Below are 22,120 nucleotides of genomic sequence, written 5' to 3'. Positions count from 1 at the left end.
TATGGCTTTTGAACCTTCCAAAAGCCAGATTTGGGGTTTCATATCCCCGTACCATAAACCGTTTTCACCCTAGGTTGAAGATTCCTTTTTAAAAAAGGAACAAAATTCCAACGGTTGCGATGGCAAAAGTTCCGTCGTTTTCCACTGCAGTATATGAGACGTTCAATTCGGTATTGCCCGTTATATTATAACCTACAACAGGCCTATAAAACAGCCCCCCGTCATTACCTTCATTGACTCCTACGGCATAGCCCCCGTCCACACCAAACTTAAAATGGTAGGTAGGGTAGATTCTCACAGAACCAGCTACAGGAATAAACTGAATGTCCTCAAACTCCGTCTGGTTTTCCAGGGTTTCACCAAATGCGTTGATAAATCCAGTGGCCACACCAGCATCCAGGAGCTCCGAAACTCCCCAGTGGTAGTTAAAGTCCAATCCAAGGCTAAAACTGGAAAAATCTGCAGCATCCCCAACAGGAATACCTCCACTAAATCCAGCTTTGATATTGCTTCTATCCTGCGCCTTAGCAGAAAACATCAAAACAAAAAGGGCAATTGCAATCAGGTATGTTCTTTTCATAATTGTTAAAACTTTGTGAATACCTAGAACGCACTCTGAACAAATCTAGTATGGAACCTCACTAAAATTCCACAAGAATTTGTCTACTTTACTTCCGACAGAACTTGGTTCGAAAATACCGTCATTTACCAACTTTTAGCACCCTGAATTGATCAATGGCCCTTTTGAATTGACCAATGGGGCAAGTGGTCTAATATGAATTGTTTTTATCTTTAAATCATGAACTGGAAACAAGGCTTGCAAGACTACCAACATTACATGAAAATTGAACGCGGCTTATCTGACAACAGCATCTTTGCTTATACCCGGGACCTGCAAAAATTGGTGGACTACCTACATCAGTACGAGATTAAGGCCTCTCCCTTGGATATTGGTCAAGAGACCATTCAGCAGTTCATTTATGAACTGGCCAAAATCATCAATCCCCGTTCCCAGGCCCGAATCATATCGGGATTAAAAGGCTTTTTCACCTACCTTATTTTTGAGGACTACCGAACCGATAACCCCATGGATCTCATAGAATCACCAAAAATTGGTCGGAAGTTACCGGACACCCTCTCCTCTTCAGAAATTGACGAGTTAATTGGGCATATAGACTTGAGCAAATCTGAGGGTGAACGAAATCGTGCCATGCTGGAAACCTTGTATGGTTGCGGACTTCGCGTTTCGGAGTTAATCCATCTAAAATTGTCCGATCTTTATTTCGAGGAGGACTTTATCAAAGTGACCGGAAAAGGGGACAAGCAGCGTTTTGTACCCATTGGCCAAATAGCCAAAAAATATGTCAACCTCTATAAAAACGAGGTCAGAAACCATTTGAAAATCCAGTCTGGGCATGAAGACTATCTTTTCCTTAACCGAAGGGGAAAACAACTGACCCGTGCCATGATTTTTACCATTATTAAACGTTTGGCGGAAAAAATGGGACTGCAAAAGAACATTAGTCCCCACACTTTTCGGCACTCTTTTGCCACACATCTACTAGAAGGTGGTGCTGACCTCCGGGCCATTCAACAAATGTTGGGCCATGAGAGCATTACCACCACAGAAGTCTATATGCATGTAAACCGGAAACACCTACACGATGTACTTATTGATTACCATCCCAGAAACACGGAAGAGAATGAGGTTACTCAGTCAGAAGTTGAGGAAAAATCTTGATATCTCTTTTTGAATGGTCTTATGATCAGACGGGCCTCACGGTCAAATCGAATGTAATTGTACACCCAATTGATAAAGACTACGACCCTGTTTCGGAAACCTATCAAGAAAAACAGGTGTACAAACATCCAAACAAACCAAGCAAAAACCCCTTGAAACTTAAATCGTTTCAAATCGGCAACCGCTTTATTTCTCCCTACTGTGGCCATACTACCTTTATCCTTATAGGCAAAAGGTTTCATAGGCTTGTTTTCCAGTAATCGAATCAAATTGACTCCAAGATTTTGTCCTTGCTGTATGGCGGGTTGCGCCATCATGGGATGTCCATTGGGGAAAGCTTCGGTTTCCATATGGGCCACATCGCCAATGGCGAAAATCTCTTTGTGCCCAAGTACTTGGTTAAATTCGTTCACCATCAACCGATTCCCACGGGAAAGAAGTTCCTTGGCATCCAATCCATTAATGCTCACCGCTTTTACTCCAGCGGCCCAAACCAAGGTTGCGGCCTCAAAGGTGGTATCGGTGTTCGTAGTAATGAGGTTTCCATCATAATCGGTGACTCGGATGTTTTTCCAAACATTGACACCCAGTTTTTCAAGAAATTTTTCTGCCTTTTGGGAAGCAATTTCACTCATGGCCGGTAAAATCCGATTACCTCCTTGCACCAAATTGATTTGTGCCCTACGTGTATCCAAATCAGGATAATCCTTGGGCAAAATTCCTTTTTTGATTTCAGCCAATGCACCTGCCAACTCCACCCCTGTAGGGCCTCCTCCTACAATAACAAAGTTCATTAAGGCATCCCTTTCATGAAGGTCATCCGTGAGCAAGGCCTGTTCAAAATTCTCAAGGATCAAGCTTCTTAAATTCAAGGATTGTGGAATGGTCTTCATGGCCATTGCTTTTTCCTCAATGTTCTTGTTCCCAAAAAAATTGGTTTCAGAACCCGTGGCCACCACCAAATAATCGTAATGGATAGGACCGATGTTGGTGTGAACCCTTCGGTTTTTAATATCGATTTGAACCACCTCCGCCAAGCGAAAATAAAAGTTAGGGTATCCCTGCAACACTTTCCGAATGGGATAGGCAATGGAATCTGGCTCCAGTCCCCCGGTAGAAACCTGATATAGAAGTGGCTGGAAATTATGATAATTGTGTTTGTCCAACAGCACCACCTGCACATCTTTTTTCGATAGCTTTTTGGCCAAGGCGATACCGCCAAAACCACCCCCAATGATGATAATCCTTGGGAGATTGGACTGTGGAATGTTCATGCTGGACATAGCCGCAAATTTACGTAATACCCTATGGCTAAAATCATGTTTGGAAAGGTTTTTTGCTATCTTTAAATCTTGACTAACGAAACAGCTATCCTAATGAAAAAATCAATCCTGTTTGCTATTGCGGGCATCTTGTGCATACATACCGCTTTATCTCAAAAAAATGAAGAATCGGTCGTTAAATCCTTAGATTCCAAATCCAAAAAATATGGGGAAATTGCCCAAGAAATCTGGCAATTGGCCGAAATGGGCTATTTGGAATATAAAAGTTCGGCCTTATTACAAAAGACATTGGAGGATGAAGGCTTTTCCATTACCAAGGGAGTAGCGGGGATTCCTACTGCTTTTGTTGCCGAATATGGTTCCGGCTATCCCGTTATAGCTATTTTGGGGGAGTATGACGCACTACCCGGTCTATCACAACAAGCGGTTGCCGAAAAAAAATCGGCTAACGCTGCTGCAGGACATGCTTGCGGACACCATTTGTTTGGTACGGCGTCTACCGCGGCGGCCATTGAAGCCAAAAATTGGTTGAAAAAATCCAAAAAACAGGGAACCATTCGTTTTTATGGCTGTCCTGCCGAAGAAGGAGGTTCTGGTAAGGTATATATGGTTCGGGAAGGGCTTTTTGATGATGTTGATGTAGCGCTTCATTGGCATCCTGGTTCCCAAAATGCGGCCAGTGCCGGAGCAGCATTGGCCAATAAATCTGCCAAATTCAGATTTTATGGAACCTCGGCCCACGCAGCAGGTGCCCCTGAAAGAGGACGCTCTGCTTTGGATGGCGTTGAAGCCATGAACATTATGGTGAACATGATGCGGGAACACATTCCGCAGGAAGCTCGAATCCACTACGTGATTACGGATGGAGGCAAGGCTCCCAATGTGGTACCCAATTTTGCTGAAGTCTATTACTATGCCCGTCACAATAGTCGTGATGTGGTCATCGATATCTTTGACCGAATTGTGAAGGCTGCCGAAGGCGCTGCCCTGGGAACGGGAACCACCATGGATTACGAAATGATAGGGGGAACCCACGAATTACTGCCCAACCTGACACTTCAAAAGTTGATGCATGAAAATCTTTCCAAAATTGGAGGCATCCGTTATACGGATGAGGAAAAGGTGTTTGCCGAGAAAATCTCCAAAAGTCTTGGGTTTACTCAATTGGATGAGGCTCAAGCGTTTGACGTACAAGCCTATAAAGAAGAGGCTCGCGCATACGGTTCCACAGATGTTGGTGATGTAAGTTTTGCCGTTCCCACAGTGGGTATGAGTGCCGCTACCTGGGTTCCTGGAACACCTGCACATAGCTGGCAGGCTGTAGCTGCGGGTGGAACATCTATAGGAAATAAGGGAATGATGGTCGCTGCCAAAACACTATCGCTTACGGCCATAAATCTTCTGGAAAACCCGGATACAGTTGCCAAAGCCAAAGCTGAATTGGAAGAAAGAAGAGGAAAGGACTTTAAATATATTCCACTTTTGGGAGACCGTCCGCCTGCCCTGGATTATCGGAAGTGAACAAATCCAGAAAAAGATCGTAACAAAAGTGATCTAACACCTACCAATTAGTCAAACAACCAACCTGAGTGAACAAAGAACTGGAACATCGTTTTGTGACGGAGCTTGAGAACAATCAAAATATTGTTCATAAAGTATGCAGTCTCTATACCAATGATAGGGATTCCCACAACGATCTCTTCCAGGAGATTACCATACAATTGTGGAAGGCTTATCCCAAGTTTCGGGGTGATGCCAAGTTCAGTACCTGGATGTACCGTGTAGCTCTGAACACCGCCATTACCTTGTATCGGAAATCCAAAAAGAAAGTGCAAACACAGGACTACGATTCCGTAATTTTTAAGATCAAGGCCGACGAATATGACGATACCCAGGAACAACAACTAAAGTTAATGTACAAGGCGGTAAAACAGTTGGGGGATATTGACAAGGCCTTGGTATTTCTATATCTGGAGGACAAGGATTATGCAGAAATATCCGAAACACTAGGTATTACAGAAGTGAACGCCAGGGTTAAAATGAATCGTGTTAAAAATAAACTAAGAACCATATTAAATCCCTAGCCGATGATGGATGAATTGGAACTCTTAAAGAAAGACTGGCAGAAAAAGGACGAACATCTTCCTAGGCTGTCCTATGATGAAATACATACCATGATCTGGAAGAAATCCTCTTCCATTGTCAAATGGATATTTTATATCAGCATTATTGAATTTATTATCCCCCATCTACTCTACCTTGTCCCCTCCATGCGGAACAGTTCTTTGGACATTTACTCCAATTTAGGGCTCACCAAAGTGGTTCTAGGTGTGAGCATAGTGCAATATTTGGTGGTGTTCTATTTTATCCATCAATTCTATAAACGTTATCGGGAAATTTCTGTTTTGGATAGTGCCAAAAAATTGACCTCCAAAATACTACGTACCCGAAAAACGGTTAAACATTACGTATTCTTCTCGCTATCCATGGTACTACTGAGCTTTGCTATTCTGGTAGTAGGGATATACTTTAGTGATAATGTAATTGAAACATTGAACCTTGAAGGCAATTTTGAAGGCATGTCCGCAGAAAGGGTAAAACTCATCATCATGGTTGTGTTTGCCATTTTTGGGATCCTTGTCACTGCTCTATTTGGTGGGATTTATTTTCTGCTGTATGGCCTATTGACCAGAAAACTTAGGAAAAACTTCAAGGAATTGCAGAAATTGGAAGTTTAGTCTCCGCGGTAGCTGTACCTGCGCTTTTGATGATCAGCCTCATAGGCAGCCAGTTCTTCTTTGGGAATTACCTTTAAAAAAGACGGATGCTGCTCAATGGCATATTCCAATTTTTCCAAAATGGAGTCAATGGATTCATTCTCGTAGTCGATTTCCAAAGGAGCCTTGATTTGCATGGACTGCAAAATGCCCTTTTTCTTTACCCGCAATCCTTTTTTATCAAAAGACCTGCGAAACCCATCAATTACAACAGGAACCACAACAGGCTTGTACCTTTTTATGATATGCGCTGTTCCTTTTCTTAAGGGCTTCCAAGGTGTGGTGGTACCTTGTGGGAAGGTAATAACCCAACCATCATCCAACGCACGGGCAATATTGCTGATATCACTGAACTTTACGTGCCGGTTCACATCCTGCCCATCTGCCCGCCAGGTACGCTCAATACTGATGGATCCTGCGTAGGCCAATATTTTGGTGAGCAGGCTCTTTTTCATGGTTTCCTTGGCCGCCACATAGTAAATGTTCAACTTCGGATTCCAGAGATAACCCAAATTTTTGATGGAATCATCCCTCCCCTTTAGACTGGCGTTAAATACGTGGAACATGGCCACAACATCGGCAAAATAGGTTTGATGATTGCTTACAAACAGCACATTGGTATCTGGTAAATCCCTGATGACCTGGGAACCTTCAATTTCCAAGGTGTTGAATCCTTTATATCGCTGATGGGTCATCATTCCGGCAACACGAATCAACCAACGTTTTAAGAATAAAATGTGACCAAAAGGATTTTTCTTGAAGAGACCCATGCGCTTACTGTTGGGGGCTAATTTACAAAATAGCCGTTAAAGCACTTCCTCCAGTAGCTGCTGAATCTCGCTAAGCATCATGGCCGTGGCACCCCAAACCGTATAACCATTTAATTTATAAGCAGGTACATTTATGCTTTTGGCATACGAAGTACTCAAGGTTTCTTCAATCCGATTTTTCTTGTCCAGAAAATCGTACAGATTTACCTCCACCAGAGCCTCAACTTCGCTTTGCTGGATTACAAATGGACTTGGTTTGGTGTAAAAACCCAGAAACGGTCTCACCATAAAATTGCTTGGAGGAATATATAATTCACTCAATTCCTTGATCACCTCCACAGATTCTGGAGGTACGCCTACTTCCTCAAAAGTCTCGCGGAGAGCCGTTTCCCGCAAATTTGCATCCCCATCCTCTACCTTGCCCCCTGGAAATCCTATCTGGTTGGAATGAACCCCATTGTAAGATTTTCTAAGTATGAGCAACATTTTAGTGTATTGTTTGGCATCTGGATAAAACAAGGCCATTACAGCAGCTTGCTTGGGGTTCCTTTTTTTAATGTCGTTGGACTTCAGCCACTGGACCCTCATCAAAGGGGACATTTTATGATGTGATTCCTCTCCGGGAAGTGGTAGATTCTTTATTTTTAAAGCTTGATGATAAAATTCGTTAAAATCCATGTTGATCAAACCCTCAAAGTTCATTGCAATTATACCACTATTTTTTCTCGTCGCTTGTGGTGATGCTCCAAAAAAGGAAGCTCCAAAGACCGAGGAAAATGTGGTGAAAACGGATTCAATTCCGGCAGAACCCATACCTGAAACTCCTGGGGAAAAGGAAGAAGAGGCCTTTGTACTTGACGAGGAAAATGCCATTGATTTCTTTTTTAATTACGCTAAGGAACTCAAGGAAGATAAGGTAAGATTGACCACCAGCATGGGTAGTTTTACCATTCAACTGTACGACAATGTACCCTACCACAAAGCCAATTTCATCTATCTGAGCAAGAAAGGCTATTTTGACAATACCCAATTCCACAGGGTGGTCAAGGATTTTATTATTCAGGGAGGCAATTCTGATGATAGTAAAACTGCCAAGAAAAGAAGATTAATTGGCAGATATTTGCTTCCCCCGGACACCAGAAAAGGACACAAGCATCACCGAGGCACCATTTCAATGCCAAGTAGCGAACGCCACAATCCACACAAATTGGCCTCCCCCTATGAGTTTTTTATTGTGGTCACCAAACCAGGTTCCTACCATTTGGATGGCTCCTATACTCCATTTGGCAAAGTGATCGAAGGAATGGATGTAGTGGACGCCATCAACAACGTTCCTGTTGGCGACGGCGACTGGCCGTGGCAAAATGTCTATATTCTTAAGGCAGAGGTACTATAGTTTGTTCAAGAAATAAATGTTGGACTACCCGGTCAAAACCAATTGTTGTATCCAGCTGTTTCTATAACAAAGGAAAGAACCGTAACACATTATTTTCTTTCGCATCACACTTTTTCCCTAGGGGGTTTTTGATACATCTTTGAAGGTGCCCATCTAAACCAGGAAAGGAAAAGAGGCCAGGTGCCCAAGTTTTTTGATTTTAACCTTGTCTTGTCCAAAACTGTTTGGAAATCCACATCTAAAAGTGTTACGAGGGCAGCAATAATGATCAGGTTCTTAATAATGTACTGCCCTACAAAAGTCAGCTGCAACGGTCCACCGTTAAATGTGTCATCAGGAAAAAATAGCAGCGGTGTAAAAGTAAGCATCATATGTACCAAAGCAAGCAACACCAACACTCTTTGCTGTTTTCCCGCTACCAATAGAATCCCAATTCCTGTTTCCCAGATGGCCAACAGGATAATGGATATATTATCTGGTATGAATCCGAAAGTGAGTTCATGAATGGTGTTCTTGGCAAGTGTTTCCGCAGGGCTGGCCTCCGGAAAGAATTTTAAGGTTCCAAACCACAGATATACCAATCCAATGGAAATTGCCAAAATTCTGTTCTTGGTCTTTTGCTGCATAGGAAAAATGGGTTTAGTTGTTGAACTTATTCATCAAATCTCGATCAATTTTTACCTTTTTGTTCGCAAAGCGATAGGTGACTCCAACGTTGATCAGGTAATCCGCAAAGGCAGCATCCCCATTTCTTGGATTACCAGTCGCCGCCTCCGTTTGTTTATCGGTAACACTTTGAGGGCGGTCGCGGTGGATGGCAAAAGGAACATTCAGGTTCAAGGAAAAGTTATTTTTCATAAAGGCGATTCCAGGATCAATGGAAACAACATTCCCAGGTCTTCTAAATCCGTCGTTCCCTCCAATAAGATCCTTTACGGGCACCCCTTCATATCTTGCCCCCAAAGAAGTGGAGAAACTGTTTGATAAGGTATAGCTTGCACCACCCCTTACGGAAAACTGATCGGGAACGGCCATAATAGCCTCGTTTTGAAGGATTGGGCTCAGGGTTTCCCTAAAAGTCCTTGTTCCGTTTACCTCCCTAGGATTGATCAGGTAAAATCCACCTCCGTAGGCAAAGAGCTTTTCCGCAATTTTTTGGTAAAACTGAAAATCCAGGGTTATCCCAAAACCTCCATCGCCCGGTTGGATGCTCTGGTCCACTGGTCTTACCTGCGGACTTTCTTCCGGACCAACATTGTAGAAAATATCCGTAGCATTATAGTTCCCTGTTGGTAATTTAACGCCCAGACCCAGTGCAAGGTTACCATTTGGATTTTTTTCCAGATCAAACAACCAATAGCCTACCCCAACCCTAATGTCAGCCAGTCCACGGGAATAGGTGGTATTTCGTTCCTCGCGGCCATGCTCGTACAAGGAAGATCGGGTATTTATGACTGTAGGAACGGTAATACTGGTATATAACCTATCCGTGATACCGTAGGTTAGGAAAAAGTCCCAAGAATGTGAATGATTGATCACTTCAGTTTCATTGGCCACCCTATCCGGTTCCTCTTCGGTGCCCCTAAAATGCCGGAAAGATTTAAAATACCTATAGTTTATTCCCAGCTGTATATCTCCTGGTGCCAATAAGTTGTTTTCCAAAGTATTGCCCACACAAGATGAAAAATGTCTAATGGCCACACAGCCTTGGGCGTTTATGTCATTACTGTTGAAAAAAGTGATGGCAATAAAAAATAATAAAATCAATGGTTGATTGGCTCTCATGATGGTTTTGATTGGTTCGTTGAAAAGGCCGACCCCAACTGGGACGGCCTTTTTGTTATTTATAAAGATCACTAAACTTGAGTGCCAATGTATTACTATAGATAACACAGCAAGACTAACCAAAGCATAAAAAAATTAAGGAAGGATTAATTGTATTAATCAAAGATTAACAAAGCTTAAGGAATGGATATATTTGATTTACCTTGTACGGGCTTTGAGAAAACGGAACATCTACATAGTACTTTTTACGGTATCTGTCCTAGGTTTGGCAGTAGTGCAATACCGATATCTGCAAATTGGGCTTATTCTGGCCAAAGTACAGTTCAACAAAAAAATTGAGAATTCGGTTGCAGTAATCAAAAAGGATCTTAGCCAGCCCAACCAGCTCACTTTTTTAATTGGGAAAGTACTTGAAAAAGATAGTACGTATTTTAGATTGGGCTTGGACAGTATCCAAGATGCCTCAAGCCATTTTTTGAACGATTTTATTACGGAAAGGTTGGTAAGTAGTGGTGTGGAAACCGATTTTTCCTATGATCTTTTCACAAAAGACAGCATTCATTATTTAAATTCTCCAACGGGTTTCAAAAAACAGGAAAACGTGGTTGCCTATCCCATTGAAATTATTGGGTACCTTCCAGAGATCATAGACAAAAGGTTGATTCTTGAGCTGCGGTTCAAAAATTTGAACACCTATTTCCTGAGCCAACTCAATGGCTTGACGGTTCCCAGTCTTCTCTTTATTCTAGGCATTATTTTGGCCATTATATGGGCCTTGAGAACCTACTACTGGCAGCGAAACCTGATCACAACCACCAATGAATTCATCAACAACCTTACCCATGAACTTAAAACCCCGGTCTTTTCCATAAGTTTGGCCACAAAATTGTTGGAAAGGGAATCCCAGCCCAAGCAGCGAAAAGTAATCTCCATGATCCGGCAACAGACCGAAAGGTTATCCACACACATTGACAAGGTGTTGGAACTGGGCAATCTGGAGCACAAAAAAAATGTGGTTTCCACAGAAAAGCTGGACTTCTATCCAAGTTTATCAAAACTCTGTCAAGAATTTGAAACCCTTTCAGAAGTGGAACAGATGGATTTCACCTATGTGCTGGATGAAGGCCCCTATTGGGTCAATGTAGAGCAATTTCATTTGGAAAATGCCGTCAATAATTTATTGGACAATGCCAAAAAGTATTCAGAAAACCCAAGAATTGAGCTTATGGCATCCAAAAACGGCCAAGAACTGATCATTGCCATAAAGGATAATGGCAAGGGAATCCACCCCAAAAACAAAGACCTCATTTTTAAAAAATACTATAGGGTAAGTCATGGCAATTTACATGATGTAAAGGGGTACGGTTTGGGGCTTAGTTATGTAAAAAGGGTCATAGATCGTTTTAAAGGAAAAATTGAATTGGAGAGCCAACTGGGAAAGGGCACCAAGATCTCTGTTATTATACCACTGGTCAAAAATGGAAAAAAAGCATAGAATTTTACTGGTTGAGGATGACGAATCACTGGGATACCTTCTTTCGGAATACCTTAAAATGAAAGAGCTTGATATTATATGGGCAAAGGATGGGACAAAGGCCATGGAGGCCATGGACCTCCACGCTTTTGATCTAGCGGTTTTGGACGTAATGATGCCACAAATGGATGGTTTTACCTTGGCCAACCAAATTAAGAAACGTTTTCCGGATCTTCCGTTTATCTTCCTTACCGCTAAGTCGCTTAAGATTGACGTTCTGAAAGGGTTTTCGCTTGGGGCCCTGGACTATTTGAAAAAGCCAATAGATGAAGAGGAACTATTGACCCGCATTATGGCGCATTTGTCCCGGATGGAAAAAGCTGCTTCCCATAAGGGCAAGGAAGACCTGGTGCCCATAGGAAGCTATATTTTCGATAGTCGCAACAACCAACTTGTCCATAAAGGGGAGAGCATACGCCTCACCGCCAGGGAGAATGAACTATTGAAATTTTTGGTGCAGAACAAGAACAACCTCTGTTCCCATAAAGATATCTTGGTTCCGATATGGGGAAACAATGACTATTTCAACAGAAAGAGCTTAAATGTCTTTATAACACATTTACGCAAGCATTTGGAAAAAGACCCGAACATTAAAATTGAAAACCTTCATGGCCGCGGGTTTATTCTCCGAGTTGACCAATAGTTCCAAAATGGATTTTGGCTAGGGCATTTTTCTGTAAATATTGGGCAACCGAATTCCGAATTTTACGGCCAATAACCGCAAGCTGATCACTACAAGTATAGCAGCTACATAGGCATAGTTCTCCTTGATGGGAAATTGGGTAAACAAGAAGTAGCTGGCACCTCCCAAAATACAAGCCGTGGCGTAAATTTCCTTACGGAAGATTACTGGAATCTCATTGCACAACATATCCCGAATTACCCCTCCAAAACTTGCAGTCATGGTTCCCAAAGCAACACACATCACCGGGGAAAGCTCAGCTTGTAACCCCTTCTCCACCCCAATCATCGTAAAAAGTCCAATCCCAATGGTATCAAACAAAAACAGGGAGCGTCTCAAGTATTTTAATTGGTTTACAAACAATATCCCAAACACCACGCTAATGAAAATCGTGGTAACATAGGTAAGATCACGCATCCAGACCACAGGTGTATTTCCAATGAGCAAATCCCGAAGTGTTCCCCCGCCAATGGCTGTTACAAAGGCAATGATCAGCACCCCGAACAAATCCAATTTCTTGTCCATGGCCACCAAAACTCCTGAAATGGCAAAGGCTACGGTACCCAAAATATCTATGGTCTGATAAAACATACTCAATTACATTTTTTGAGTGTAGTAGTTGTAATCCTTGATGACCTCATCCACAAATTGAATGGGATGCAGGGTGGTCTGAATCCCAGTGACCTCCTTAATCTTCTTATCCAAGGAAACAATAACATTATGATCTCCGTTAAGCTTGGATTTATCATACAGTTCCTTAATGGTCTGTATCTCGGAATCCTTAAAAACGGTAACCTGCGGAAATTGTGGTTTATAATCCTTTGGCAGCTCGCGCAGCAAGGTATCTTTTAGGGAAACTTTCTTTTTTTCGCTGATGACCGTGGTGCCTGCCGCAATATCTCCCAATCGTTGTCCTTTGCCTCGAATCAGTATGGTCAAGACAGCTCCTCCTCCAGAAGTGAGCACCACATCGATAATGCGCAATACCCAACGCACAAAATAGTTGGCAAAACTAGGTTTGGAACCATCCAGTTTTACCACGCGTAGGGACATCAATCCTTTTCCTATGGTCTTTCCGTCAGAGAAAGTCTCAAACAAAAGATAGTACAAAAAAGCAGGAATACTCATCACTAAATAGTAAGCCCATTGGTCAAACAAATCCATGTCCAGGGAAGCCAAAAGAATAAAGACCAAAATGGTGTATACACCGATCACAAAGCTATCTATGATATAGGCCAGCATGCGCTCCCCAAGGTTGGAAGTGTTTTGGGTGATACTTATATTTTGGGCCGTTTCTATTTGAAATTGATCCATATTTTAGTTTCTTTACTTACAAACCAAATTTAATGCGAGAGGCTGCTTTTGTTAAGCAAAATAAGGACAAATGGATCGCTTTTGAAAATGTCTTGAACAATCAAGATCGGCTGACTCCAGATAAGCTATCCGACCTCTACATTGAAATCACAGATCATCTTAGCTACGCCAAAACTTTTTATCCCAAGAGCAATACCGAGTTGTACCTCAACGCTCTGGCCTCACAGGCACATCAGAAAATATATAAGACCAAACGGGAATCCAAGAACCGTATTGTGGGCTTTTGGAAAACGGAATTTCCATCCATGTTTTACCAGCATCACCGAGAATTGCTGATTTCTTTTTTGGTTTTTGCTTTTTTCTCCTTTGTGGGAGCCTTTTCATCGGCCAATGAAGGGGATTTTGTCCGCTCCATCTTGGGGGATGGCTATGTGAACATGACCTTGGAAAATATTGAGAAGGGCGATCCCATGGCAGTCTACAAAGAACAAGGAGAGTTCAATATGTTTTTGGGGATTACCATCAACAATATAAAGGTAGCGGTCTACGCCTTCGCCTTGGGAATTTTGTTGGGTATCGGCACCTTGATTATCATGTTGCAAAATGGGATTATGTTGGGCAGCTTTCAGTACTTTTTTTACGAAAAAGGCCTATTATGGGAATCTGTGCGCACCATTTGGATTCATGGTACCATCGAGATTTCCGTGATTATTATAGCAGGATGTGCAGGTTTGGTCATGGGCAACGGGATGCTGTTTCCTGGCACCTATACTCGCATGGAATCCTTTAAACGAGGCGTGAAAAACGGATTAAAGATTATGATCAGTACCGTACCGTTCTTTATTCTAGCGGGATTTTTGGAGGGCTATGTAACCCGTCATACCGAAATGCCGGACTGGTTGGCCATTTTGATCATTGCAAGTTCTTTATTCCTTATCGTATTTTACTATATCATATATCCTAACCAATTCAAACGAAAAGCAAAGCATGCAGCAGTACATTGAGTTTAAAAAACAACGGGAACTGGGAGAAATCTTATCGGATACCTTCGGTTTTATCCGAAACCAATTCCAACCTTTTTTTGGTACCATTTTAAAGATTGTTGGCCCCTATCTATTGGTGATGTTGATCTCCCTAGGATTCTACTATTACTTTATTGGGGATATGTTCTCCTTTAGTGTGGAGACCTCCAACGATTTTTTCAATCCCATCATGATGGTGTTGGTGTTTTTTATCTTTTTTCTGGCCATTATTGCGGCCTATGTGATGGCACAGGCCACCGTGCTGTTCTATATCAAGTCCTATGCAAACAACAAAGGGGTCATCAACTTTGAGGAAATCAAGAAAAATGTATACACGCACTTCTGGAGCTTTATAGGCCTGGGACTTTTAGTGGGATTGTCCATAATGGTAGGGTTCATTTTTTGTATCATCCCCGGTATTTATCTCTACCCGATTCTTGCACTGTCTTTTAGCGTGATGGTCTTTAACCAAAAAGGGGTAAGCGAAGCCTACGGATACAGTTTTACCTTGATCAAAGACAATTGGTGGATTACCTTTATTACCTTTTTTGTTATCGGAATAATTGTGGGGATTGCCAGTTATGCCTTTAGCATTCCAGCCTATATCTACATGATGGTAAAAATGGGCACTATGGCCGGGGAGACAGATCCAGTTGCATTGACCGGCGGTATTTTTGATCCTATTTATATTTTGTTGAATTTGCTGTCGGTTTCCGTACAATTTTTGTTGAATATCATCACTTTGGTTGCCGGGGTACTTATTTACTTTAACCTCAACGAAAAGAAAAATTTTACGGGAACCTATGAGCGCATAGATAATTTGGGAAAATCGTCTGAGGGATAAATGCGGAGGTGGATAGTTTTTGTTGTGTTTTTGTCAATTTGCATCCCAATGCTTGGGCAAAATGATACGTTGATAAAACATGACGATGCCAACATTGTTCCACTTGAAATTTCCGAAGGGCATTTGAAGCCTTTTCTGGAGGACGAGGCCTTTAATTATGAGATTGTCAAGACGGATAGCAGTTGGTGGGATAATTTCAAGGATTGGATGTACAACATCCTACTTCAGATTTTTGAATGGCTTTTTGGTGTGGAGGCCGCTGTAGGTGCCGTGGCTTCCTTCCTTCAGATACTTCCCTACATTTTGCTTGGGATCCTATTGTTTTTGATCATCGGATTTTTTGTCAAGGCAAATACCCGCTCCTTGATATATACCCAGAAAAACCCAAATGTTGTTTCCCTTTCAGAGGAGGAACGTATCATCAAAACAGAGGACATACAACAACTTATAAGGGACGCCCTTGCCCAGAAAAACTATCGTCTGGCCATTCGCTATTATTACCTTTTTATCCTGAAACTACTTACCGAAAGGGAACTCATTGAATGGCAGTTGCAAAAAACCAACGACGACTATATTGCAGAGCTTTCCAACAGCCAATTAAAGACTCCTTTTAGCAGGGCCACCTTGCTCTACGATTATATTTGGTATGGAGAGTTCAACATAGATCAAGACCGATATACCAAGGCCGAGCAAGTATTTGTAACCTTAAAAAATGCCATTGCCACAGATGTTTAAGAAGGGAAGGGCATATATCATCATCAGTGTTATCACGGTAGGGCTTCTGCTTCTTTTGGAGTATAACAAACCCAAAAAGGTGAATTGGTTTCCATCTTACGTAACCCATCATAAAATACCCTATGGAACTTATGTGCTCAATGAACTCATGGAGGGTTTTTATCCAGAGCGCATACAGCAAGTGACCAGACCCCCATTTGAGTTCTTGCAAAGCAGGGAAGATGTAGCTGGAGCATATTTTTTTGTGAATGAGTCCGTCTTTTTTGGAGAATCCGAACTGAACACGCTGTTGGAGTGGGTAGATCAAGGGAATACCTTGTTTGTGGCCTCCAAAGGGTTTGATGAGAAGCTTCTGGATACTTTGCACCTGGAAGAGGAATACCTCTATAGCACCGAAGACCTAGAGCCGGAGTTTCACCATAAATTGGTAAACCCCAAGCTTACTGCCAAAGAGATATCCTTTAGCAAGAACTACAACGCGCGAACTTTTAGTAAAATAGATACCTTAAATACAGTGGTGTTGGGGGAGGTTTGGAAAAATACGGACAGTGTCCAAACCACTACCAAGGGAATCAATGCCATAAAACAGCCATTTGGCCAGGGTACTATTGTGCTTTCCACCTTTCCAGAAGCGTTCACCAACTATTTCATCCTAAAGGATGAACATCGAAATTATACCGCAGGGTTGCTGTCCTATTTGCCAACAAGTGGCGCCATTTTGATGGACAACCATTACAAATCCGGGAAGTCTTTTTATACCTCTCCCATGTATCTGTTCCTGAATACCAAGGAATTTAAATGGGCTTATTATTTAGTCCTTATCGGGGCCTTGGTTTATGTCATTTTTGAAGGAAAGAGAAAACAACGGGCCATCCCCATTGTTACTCCTTTAAAAAATCAAACCTTGGCATTTACCCGAACCATTGCCGACATGTACTTTGAAAATGGAGAGCAAAAGCAAATAACAACACATAAAATTGCCTACTTTTTGGACTATATCCGTACACGATTGCATATCTCCACGCAAACCCTGGACGAAGCATTTCTCAATCGATTGGCTATACGCAGCAACAACGACCCAACGGATGTTCAAAAATTGTTTAGGCTGATAGAAAAGCTGCAGGGCAAAACCCAAATATCGGATACAGCACTTGAAGAACTGAATAAAAAAATAGAAGCATTTAAAGCAAAAGTTGATGGAAAATAACGATTTGAACTTTGACAGTCGGGTTCCTTTAGAGGAGCTAAAAAATACTGTTTCACAAATTAAGGAAGAGCTCTCCCAAGTCATTGTGGGCCAACAAAATTTTATGGACCTCCTTATTGTATCCCTTTTGGCAGATGGGCATGCCTTGATTGAAGGGGTGCCTGGAATTGCGAAGACCATCACCGCCAAATTATTTGCAAAGACTCTAAAGACGGGTTTTAGCAGGATACAATTTACACCGGATTTAATGCCGAGCGATATCTTGGGAACCTCCGTGTTCAATGTCCAGAATTCAGAGTTTGAATTTAAAAAGGGGCCTATCTTCTCCAATATTATCTTAATTGATGAAATCAATAGGGCACCCGCCAAAACCCAGGCAGCCCTTTTTGAGACCATGGAGGAACGACAGGCCACAGTGGATGGCACTACCTATAAAATGGCCGAACCCTTTATGGTGCTGGCTACACAAAACCCTATTGAACAAGAGGGCACCTATGCACTCCCGGAAGCCCAATTGGATCGCTTTTTGTTCAAGATCAAGATTGATTACCCTTCCGTTGAAGAAGAGGTGCAAATCATCCAAGGACATCATGAACGCAAGGGAGAAAAGCCCCAGGATAAGGTAAAAGCGGTGTTGACTTCGAAAAATTTGGCAGCGTTCAAAAAGAACATCCATGATGTGATCGTTGAGGAAAAAATCATCAACTACATTGCCAACATCATTACCAATACAAGAAACCATCCGCATCTTTATTTGGGTGCCTCACCCAGAGCATCCATAGCCACCTTGGCGGCATCCAAGGCGTTTGCTGCCATATCCGGTAGGGATTTTGTGATTCCCGAAGACGTTAAAAAAGCGCTTGTTCCAGTACTGAACCATAGAGTCATCCTCACTCCTGAACGGGAAATGGAAGGAATGACCACTGAAAATGTAATCAATATGATTATGGAATCCGTTGAAATTCCAAGATAGGCATGCGTATTCTCAGGTCGTTTTACATTCATAACCGATTTTTTTGGTACATCGCAATTTTGGCGGCCTGCTTTGTGATTTCCTATTGGGTACCCAGTATATACCCTATTGCCTGGTTGTTGGTATATGGGCTATTGGCTTTGTTCCTTTTGGATTGTTATTTGTTGTTTGCCACGGACGATGCCATTAGGGCACAAAGAGAACTTCCCCAAAAACTTTCCAACAGCGATGAAAATCTGCTGGCAGTTCAGTTGACCTCCAAATATCCGTTCAAGACCGGTATTGTGGTCATTGACGAACTCCCTGTCCAGTTCCAAAAACGGGACTTTGCATACGAAGCATTTCTGAACAAGAATCAAAACCACACTTTTGATTACTCAGTGCGACCCGTGGAACGCGGGGAATATGTCTTTGGGAACCTCAACGTCTATGCTTCTTCCCCACTGCAAATAGTAAAAAGACGTTTTGTGTTCCAAAAAGACCAAATGGTTCCGGTATACCCTTCCATCATTCAAATGCAGCAATATGATTTTTTGGCCATCAACAATAGACTGTCTGAAATTGGATTGAAAAAGATTAGGAGAATAGGACATACCCAGGAATTTGAACAGATCAAGGAGTATATCAAAGGGGATGATATCAGAACCATAAACTGGAAGGCCACGGCCAAAAAAAACCAGTTGATGGTGAACCAATACCAGGATGAAAAGTCCCAACCCATTTACTCCATTATCGATACGGGAAGAGTTATGAAAATGCCCTTTGACGGGCTTAAACTATTGGATTATGCCATCAATTCCACTTTGGCATTTTCAAATGTGGCCCTAAAGCGGAACGATAAAACAGGGATGCTCACGTTTTCCAAAAACATAGAAACCTTTGTTCCTGCTGTCCAAAAAACATCGCATCTCAATACCATTTTGGAAAAGCTCTACAACATTACCACAGAGTTTACGGATTCCGATTTTGGACTGCTTTATGCACATATCAAAAGAAAAGTCAACCAGCGAAGTTTGTTACTGCTTTACACCAACTTTGAACATATTTCAGCCTTAAAAAGACAACTGCCCTATCTGCTCGCCATTGCAAAAAAACATGTCCTTGTGGTCATCTTCTTTGAAAACACTGAATTGGAAGCCCTAATCTCCACGGATGCGGAAGACCTTCAGACCATTTACCACAAGACCATTGCGGAGAAGTTCTGTTTGGAAAAAAGGTTGATGCAAAAAGAACTACAACAATATGGTATCCAGACCATATTGACCAAACCGGAAGGTTTGACAATCAATACAATCAACAAATATTTGGAGATAAAAGCTCGAGGGTTACTCTAGATTGAACTCCCCAGGCGCATTAAACCCTAGGGCATTAATGGTTGGCAATTGGGAATCCGAGTCAACGTACTGGTATGCTTTCGTATTCACCTTGAAATCTTCGGGATCAAAAGTTTGAGTGGTCAAACTTCCCATGGGCCGTCTTTTATTTCGCTTCTTTGAGAACAATTCAATGGACACCCCAACCGTAACACCTCCCAAAACCGTTGCCAATAAATCCTCATTGTCCCAAGCGTTGTCCTGTTGACCGGAATCTATGGCTTCCTTGGCCACCCCAACCAAGGCACTGCCAGCCACCGCTCCAACGAACGTCCAAACCCTATTCCCATCTGATGCATGTTTAGCGATACCTGCGCCAGCTAGGCCAAAAAGCCCGCCGCCTACAAAATGAAGTACTTTGTCCCGTTCCAGTTGTGCATGCAATTGCGATGCAAAAAGGAGCACGACCAATGTGGGGATTAGTGTTCTCATTACCCAGTAAAAGTAGGGAAAATTATCGATTTGATGGGCCTAAAGTCCCTTGACATCATAGATGGCAGCCCTGTATTCCTCCATCATATTCTTGATTATGACTTCCGCTGGTAGAATCTCATGAATTAGCCCGGATACCTGGCCAATCTCCAATTCGCCTTCTTCCATATCCCCTTCAAACATTCCCCTTTTGGCTCTGGCACGGCCCAGGAGTTGCTTTAATTCTTCGGCTGTTGCTCCATTGGCGTAAGCTTGTTGTACATCATTATAAAACTTGTTCTTTAACAAGCGTACCGGAGCCAATTCCTTTAAAGTAAGTTGGGTATCCCCTTCTTTGGCATTTACAATACAGTCCTTGAACATGGCATGGGCAGATCCCTCATGGCTTGCGGCGAAACGACTTCCAACCTGGACTCCATCTGCGCCCAAGACCATAGCTGCCAACATAGCCTTGCCTGTAGCAATACCTCCTGCAGCTATTAACGGAATTTCCACTTTTTCCCTAACCGACGGAATGAGCACCATGGTAGTGGTCTCATCCCTTCCATTGTGTCCTCCAGCCTCAAAACCTTCGGCCACTATGGCGTCCACACCAGCTTCTTGTGCCTTTAAGGCAAATTTCACACTGCTCACCACATGCACAACGGTAATTCCATGTCCTTTCAAAAAGGTGGTCCAGGTCTTTGGGTTTCCCGCGGAGGTAAAAACAATCTTGACCCCGGATTGAACAATGATGTCCATGATTTCCTCAATGTTGGGGTAAAGCATGGGAACATTTACACCAAACGGCTTGTCCGTGACCTGTTGGCATTTAGCAATATGTTCCTTGAGTACTTCGGGATACATGCTACCCGCCCCTAACAGTCCCAAGCCACCGGCATTGGACACCGCAGATGCCAATCGCCAGCCGCTGGTCCAAATCATACCTCCTTGTACAATGGGATATTTAACACCAAAAAGTTGGGTGATTCTGCTGGGATTCATAATCATGAGATAACTCCTGAACCCACAAGTTCGTCTTTTATATACCAAGCAACAAACTGCCCTTCGGTTATAGCCGATTGTTTGTCCTTGAAATCAACATAAAGACCGTTATCTGTTTTATAAAGTGTGGCTTGTTGTAAGGGTTGTCTATATCGGATTCTCGCCATGACCTCCATGGTTTCATCCACCTTCAATGCCAAATCTGGGCGTACCCAGTGCAACTCATCGTCCTTGACAAACAAGGTGCTTCTATATAACCCTGGATGGGATTTTCCTTGTCCCGTAAAAATGACATTCGCGTCCACATCCGTTTCTATTACGAACAAAGGCTCTTTGGTGCCACCCACATTGAGTCCTTTACGCTGCCCTATAGTAAAGTAATGCGCTCCCTGATGTTCACCCACTACCTTGCCATCCGCAACAGAATATGTTGGTTTTTCCGCTTGAAATGCCAACTCTTCCCTTTTGTTATTGAATGATGGGGTTCCGTGGCTATATTGGTCTGCATCATCAGGAACCTCCACAATCACTCCCTTTTTGGGTTTCAATTTCTGCTGCAAAAACTCAGGTAGATGCACCTTCCCGATAAAGCAAAGGCCTTGGGAATCTTTTTTATCTGCCGTAATCAAATTGTTTTCCGAAGCGATTTGTCTAACCTCTGGTTTGGTAAGTTCCCCAATCGGAAACAAGGTCTTTTCCAATTGATCCTGGGAAAGCTGGCATAAAAAATAAGACTGATCCTTGTTATTGTCCACACCAGCTAATAATTGATATGTTTTGGAACCATCTTCATTTTCTATAATCCCTTTTCGACAATAGTGTCCGGTAGCCACATAATCCGCACCCAACTGCAATGCGATTTTTAGGAACACATCAAACTTTATCTCCCTATTGCAAAGCACATCTGGATTAGGGGTACGCCCACGTTCATATTCATTGAACATGTAATCCACGATACGCTCCTTGTATTCCGCACTTAGATCAACGGTTTGGAACGGTATTCCCAACTTCTCCGCAACAATCAGGGCATCATTGCTATCCTCCAACCATGGGCATTCTTCGGAAATGGTAACGCTATCGTCGTGCCAATTCTTCATGAACAGCCCAATAACATCATATCCCTGTTCCTTTAGAAGATAGGCTGTAACGCTGGAATCCACTCCACCAGAAAGTCCTACTACAACTTTTTTCATCCTATTGAATTACGTGTGCAAAAATACAAAATGAGAAACATTGATGCTAGGTCGTGACAATTGGACAATAGTTAC

Annotated in this window: 24 protein-coding genes; 13 read left to right on the top strand and 11 right to left on the bottom strand. The window is 42.5% G+C overall.

The features are described from left to right. Positions 1-88: 88 nt before the first annotated feature. A complete protein-coding gene (locus ACO6S0_RS03965; protein WP_422350717.1) occupies positions 89-580 on the bottom strand; it encodes a hypothetical protein in 492 nt (163 codons plus the stop codon). Positions 581-799: 219 nt separating this feature from the next. Between ACO6S0_RS03965 and xerD the strand changes: the two genes are divergently transcribed. After that, positions 800-1,741, top strand: a complete 942-nt coding sequence (gene xerD / locus ACO6S0_RS03960; protein WP_422350716.1) for a site-specific tyrosine recombinase XerD — start codon at positions 800-802, stop codon at positions 1,739-1,741. Here the strand turns inward: xerD and ACO6S0_RS03955 are convergent. Next, the gene (locus tag ACO6S0_RS03955) at positions 1,714-3,015 is read right to left on the bottom strand and encodes an NAD(P)/FAD-dependent oxidoreductase (protein ID WP_422351792.1); all 1,302 of its coding nucleotides are present in this window, start codon (positions 3,013-3,015) and stop codon (positions 1,714-1,716) included. The two genes, xerD and ACO6S0_RS03955, sit on opposite strands and share 28 nt — an antisense overlap. Before the next feature lie 102 nt (positions 3,016-3,117). Between ACO6S0_RS03955 and ACO6S0_RS03950 the strand changes: the two genes are divergently transcribed. From ACO6S0_RS03950 to ACO6S0_RS03940, 3 genes are all read left to right on the top strand, one after another. After that, a complete protein-coding gene (locus ACO6S0_RS03950) occupies positions 3,118-4,545 on the top strand; it encodes an amidohydrolase (protein WP_422350715.1) in 1,428 nt (475 codons plus the stop codon). A 68-nt stretch (positions 4,546-4,613) separates the two neighbouring features. Continuing rightward, on the top strand, positions 4,614-5,108 hold the full coding sequence (locus ACO6S0_RS03945) for an RNA polymerase sigma factor (RefSeq protein WP_420399156.1): 495 nt from the start codon (positions 4,614-4,616) through the stop codon (positions 5,106-5,108). Positions 5,109-5,111: 3 nt separating this feature from the next. Beyond that, positions 5,112-5,762: a hypothetical protein gene (locus ACO6S0_RS03940; RefSeq protein WP_422350714.1), complete on the top strand. Its 651-nt coding sequence runs from the start codon at positions 5,112-5,114 to the stop codon at positions 5,760-5,762. Here ACO6S0_RS03940 and ACO6S0_RS03935 read toward each other — a convergent pair. Both ACO6S0_RS03935 and ACO6S0_RS03930 read right to left on the bottom strand, forming a co-directional pair. After that, on the bottom strand, positions 5,759-6,571 hold the full coding sequence (locus tag ACO6S0_RS03935; RefSeq protein ID WP_422350713.1) for a lysophospholipid acyltransferase family protein: 813 nt from the start codon (positions 6,569-6,571) through the stop codon (positions 5,759-5,761). The genes ACO6S0_RS03940 and ACO6S0_RS03935 overlap by 4 nt on opposite strands. Positions 6,572-6,607: 36 nt before the next feature. Continuing rightward, entirely contained in the window at positions 6,608-7,249 is a 642-nt protein-coding gene (locus tag ACO6S0_RS03930; protein WP_422351791.1) for an NUDIX hydrolase, read from the bottom strand. Between ACO6S0_RS03930 and ACO6S0_RS03925 the strand changes: the two genes are divergently transcribed. Beyond that, positions 7,248-7,967 (top strand): peptidylprolyl isomerase, encoded by a 720-nt coding sequence (locus tag ACO6S0_RS03925; protein ID WP_422350712.1) that lies wholly within the window; start codon positions 7,248-7,250, stop codon positions 7,965-7,967. The two genes, ACO6S0_RS03930 and ACO6S0_RS03925, sit on opposite strands and share 2 nt — an antisense overlap. Positions 7,968-8,071: 104 nt before the next feature. Here the strand turns inward: ACO6S0_RS03925 and ACO6S0_RS03920 are convergent, their stop codons facing one another. Continuing rightward, complete coding sequence (locus ACO6S0_RS03920) at positions 8,072-8,593, bottom strand: hypothetical protein (RefSeq protein WP_422350711.1); 522 nt, start codon at positions 8,591-8,593, stop codon at positions 8,072-8,074. Positions 8,594-8,606: 13 nt separating this feature from the next. Then, a complete protein-coding gene (locus ACO6S0_RS03915; RefSeq protein ID WP_422350710.1) occupies positions 8,607-9,752 on the bottom strand; it encodes a transporter in 1,146 nt (381 codons plus the stop codon). Positions 9,753-9,966: 214 nt separating this feature from the next. Between ACO6S0_RS03915 and ACO6S0_RS03910 the strand changes: the two genes are divergently transcribed. Both ACO6S0_RS03910 and ACO6S0_RS03905 read left to right on the top strand, forming a co-directional pair. Continuing rightward, on the top strand, positions 9,967-11,247 hold the full coding sequence (locus ACO6S0_RS03910; RefSeq protein WP_422350709.1) for a sensor histidine kinase: 1,281 nt from the start codon (positions 9,967-9,969) through the stop codon (positions 11,245-11,247). Beyond that, positions 11,231-11,929, top strand: a complete 699-nt coding sequence (locus tag ACO6S0_RS03905) for a response regulator transcription factor (protein ID WP_422350708.1) — start codon at positions 11,231-11,233, stop codon at positions 11,927-11,929. The genes ACO6S0_RS03910 and ACO6S0_RS03905 overlap by 17 nt, the downstream gene beginning before the upstream one ends. Before the next feature lie 18 nt (positions 11,930-11,947). Here the strand turns inward: ACO6S0_RS03905 and ACO6S0_RS03900 are convergent, their stop codons facing one another. Continuing rightward, positions 11,948-12,559 (bottom strand): trimeric intracellular cation channel family protein, encoded by a 612-nt coding sequence (locus tag ACO6S0_RS03900; protein ID WP_422350707.1) that lies wholly within the window; start codon positions 12,557-12,559, stop codon positions 11,948-11,950. A 6-nt stretch (positions 12,560-12,565) separates the two neighbouring features. Then, a complete protein-coding gene (locus tag ACO6S0_RS03895; protein WP_422350706.1) occupies positions 12,566-13,282 on the bottom strand; it encodes an RDD family protein in 717 nt (238 codons plus the stop codon). Positions 13,283-13,314: 32 nt separating this feature from the next. On the opposite strand from ACO6S0_RS03895, the gene ACO6S0_RS03890 reads away from it, so the two are divergent. The 6 genes from ACO6S0_RS03890 to ACO6S0_RS03865 are packed head-to-tail and all read left to right on the top strand — an operon-like array spanning position 13,315 to position 19,397. After that, positions 13,315-14,286 carry a stage II sporulation protein M gene (locus tag ACO6S0_RS03890; RefSeq protein ID WP_422350705.1) on the top strand — a complete coding sequence of 324 codons (972 nt, stop codon included), beginning with the start codon at positions 13,315-13,317 and terminating at the stop codon, positions 14,284-14,286. Further along, positions 14,270-15,148 (top strand): hypothetical protein, encoded by an 879-nt coding sequence (locus ACO6S0_RS03885; RefSeq protein ID WP_422350704.1) that lies wholly within the window; start codon positions 14,270-14,272, stop codon positions 15,146-15,148. The genes ACO6S0_RS03890 and ACO6S0_RS03885 overlap by 17 nt, the downstream gene beginning before the upstream one ends. Before the next feature lie 48 nt (positions 15,149-15,196). Then, positions 15,197-15,883: a DUF4129 domain-containing protein gene (locus ACO6S0_RS03880; protein WP_422350703.1), complete on the top strand. Its 687-nt coding sequence runs from the start codon at positions 15,197-15,199 to the stop codon at positions 15,881-15,883. After that, positions 15,861-17,090, top strand: a complete 1,230-nt coding sequence (locus ACO6S0_RS03875; RefSeq protein WP_422350702.1) for a DUF4350 domain-containing protein — start codon at positions 15,861-15,863, stop codon at positions 17,088-17,090. Before ACO6S0_RS03880 ends, ACO6S0_RS03875 begins: the two co-directional genes overlap by 23 nt. Beyond that, entirely contained in the window at positions 17,080-18,063 is a 984-nt protein-coding gene (locus ACO6S0_RS03870; protein WP_422350701.1) for an AAA family ATPase, read from the top strand. Before ACO6S0_RS03875 ends, ACO6S0_RS03870 begins: the two co-directional genes overlap by 11 nt. 2 nt (positions 18,064-18,065) lie before the next feature. Then, positions 18,066-19,397, top strand: coding sequence for a DUF58 domain-containing protein (locus ACO6S0_RS03865; RefSeq protein ID WP_422350700.1), 1,332 nt, complete (start codon positions 18,066-18,068; stop codon positions 19,395-19,397). Here the strand turns inward: ACO6S0_RS03865 and ACO6S0_RS03860 are convergent. Genes ACO6S0_RS03860 through mnmA form a run of 3 tightly spaced genes read right to left on the bottom strand, consistent with a single transcriptional unit; the run spans position 19,389 to position 22,045 of the window. Then, positions 19,389-19,868, bottom strand: coding sequence for a hypothetical protein (locus tag ACO6S0_RS03860; protein ID WP_422350699.1), 480 nt, complete (start codon positions 19,866-19,868; stop codon positions 19,389-19,391). The genes ACO6S0_RS03865 and ACO6S0_RS03860 overlap by 9 nt on opposite strands. A gap of 39 nt (positions 19,869-19,907) precedes the next feature. Beyond that, positions 19,908-20,852, bottom strand: coding sequence for an NAD(P)H-dependent flavin oxidoreductase (locus ACO6S0_RS03855; RefSeq protein ID WP_422350698.1), 945 nt, complete (start codon positions 20,850-20,852; stop codon positions 19,908-19,910). Between the two features lie 2 nt (positions 20,853-20,854). Continuing rightward, positions 20,855-22,045 carry a tRNA 2-thiouridine(34) synthase MnmA gene (gene mnmA / locus ACO6S0_RS03850; protein WP_422350697.1) on the bottom strand — a complete coding sequence of 397 codons (1,191 nt, stop codon included), beginning with the start codon at positions 22,043-22,045 and terminating at the stop codon, positions 20,855-20,857. Positions 22,046-22,120 lie beyond the last annotated feature (75 nt).

This window comes from Flagellimonas sp. (genome assembly GCF_965233845.1).
GTDB lineage: Bacteria > Bacteroidota > Bacteroidia > Flavobacteriales > Flavobacteriaceae > Flagellimonas.
This window is presented reverse-complemented; position numbering and strand designations above follow the sequence as displayed.

Excerpts from the sequence above, each read along its gene's own strand:
- ACO6S0_RS03905 (WP_422350708.1), top strand. The coding sequence starts at position 11,231 with ATGGAAAAAAAGCATAGAATTTTACTGGTTGAGGATGACGAATCACTG.
- ACO6S0_RS03940 (WP_422350714.1), top strand. The coding sequence starts at position 5,112 with ATGATGGATGAATTGGAACTCTTAAAGAAAGACTGGCAGAAAAAGGAC.
- mnmA (WP_422350697.1), bottom strand. The coding sequence starts at position 22,045 with ATGAAAAAAGTTGTAGTAGGACTTTCTGGTGGAGTGGATTCCAGCGTT.
- ACO6S0_RS03855 (WP_422350698.1), bottom strand. The coding sequence starts at position 20,852 with ATGAATCCCAGCAGAATCACCCAACTTTTTGGTGTTAAATATCCCATT.
- xerD (WP_422350716.1), top strand. The coding sequence starts at position 800 with ATGAACTGGAAACAAGGCTTGCAAGACTACCAACATTACATGAAAATT.
- ACO6S0_RS03890 (WP_422350705.1), top strand. The coding sequence starts at position 13,315 with ATGCGAGAGGCTGCTTTTGTTAAGCAAAATAAGGACAAATGGATCGCT.
- ACO6S0_RS03930 (WP_422351791.1), bottom strand. The coding sequence starts at position 7,249 with ATGGATTTTAACGAATTTTATCATCAAGCTTTAAAAATAAAGAATCTA.
- ACO6S0_RS03915 (WP_422350710.1), bottom strand. The coding sequence starts at position 9,752 with ATGAGAGCCAATCAACCATTGATTTTATTATTTTTTATTGCCATCACT.
- ACO6S0_RS03925 (WP_422350712.1), top strand. The coding sequence starts at position 7,248 with ATGTTGATCAAACCCTCAAAGTTCATTGCAATTATACCACTATTTTTT.
- ACO6S0_RS03860 (WP_422350699.1), bottom strand. The coding sequence starts at position 19,868 with ATGAGAACACTAATCCCCACATTGGTCGTGCTCCTTTTTGCATCGCAA.
- ACO6S0_RS03880 (WP_422350703.1), top strand. The coding sequence starts at position 15,197 with ATGCTTGGGCAAAATGATACGTTGATAAAACATGACGATGCCAACATT.
- ACO6S0_RS03895 (WP_422350706.1), bottom strand. The coding sequence starts at position 13,282 with ATGGATCAATTTCAAATAGAAACGGCCCAAAATATAAGTATCACCCAA.
- ACO6S0_RS03955 (WP_422351792.1), bottom strand. The coding sequence starts at position 3,015 with ATGAACATTCCACAGTCCAATCTCCCAAGGATTATCATCATTGGGGGT.
- ACO6S0_RS03870 (WP_422350701.1), top strand. The coding sequence starts at position 17,080 with ATGGAAAATAACGATTTGAACTTTGACAGTCGGGTTCCTTTAGAGGAG.
- ACO6S0_RS03935 (WP_422350713.1), bottom strand. The coding sequence starts at position 6,571 with ATGGGTCTCTTCAAGAAAAATCCTTTTGGTCACATTTTATTCTTAAAA.
- ACO6S0_RS03950 (WP_422350715.1), top strand. The coding sequence starts at position 3,118 with ATGAAAAAATCAATCCTGTTTGCTATTGCGGGCATCTTGTGCATACAT.
- ACO6S0_RS03965 (WP_422350717.1), bottom strand. The coding sequence starts at position 580 with ATGAAAAGAACATACCTGATTGCAATTGCCCTTTTTGTTTTGATGTTT.
- ACO6S0_RS03920 (WP_422350711.1), bottom strand. The coding sequence starts at position 8,593 with ATGCAGCAAAAGACCAAGAACAGAATTTTGGCAATTTCCATTGGATTG.
- ACO6S0_RS03875 (WP_422350702.1), top strand. The coding sequence starts at position 15,861 with ATGCCATTGCCACAGATGTTTAAGAAGGGAAGGGCATATATCATCATC.
- ACO6S0_RS03900 (WP_422350707.1), bottom strand. The coding sequence starts at position 12,559 with ATGTTTTATCAGACCATAGATATTTTGGGTACCGTAGCCTTTGCCATT.
- ACO6S0_RS03865 (WP_422350700.1), top strand. The coding sequence starts at position 18,066 with ATGCGTATTCTCAGGTCGTTTTACATTCATAACCGATTTTTTTGGTAC.
- ACO6S0_RS03885 (WP_422350704.1), top strand. The coding sequence starts at position 14,270 with ATGCAGCAGTACATTGAGTTTAAAAAACAACGGGAACTGGGAGAAATC.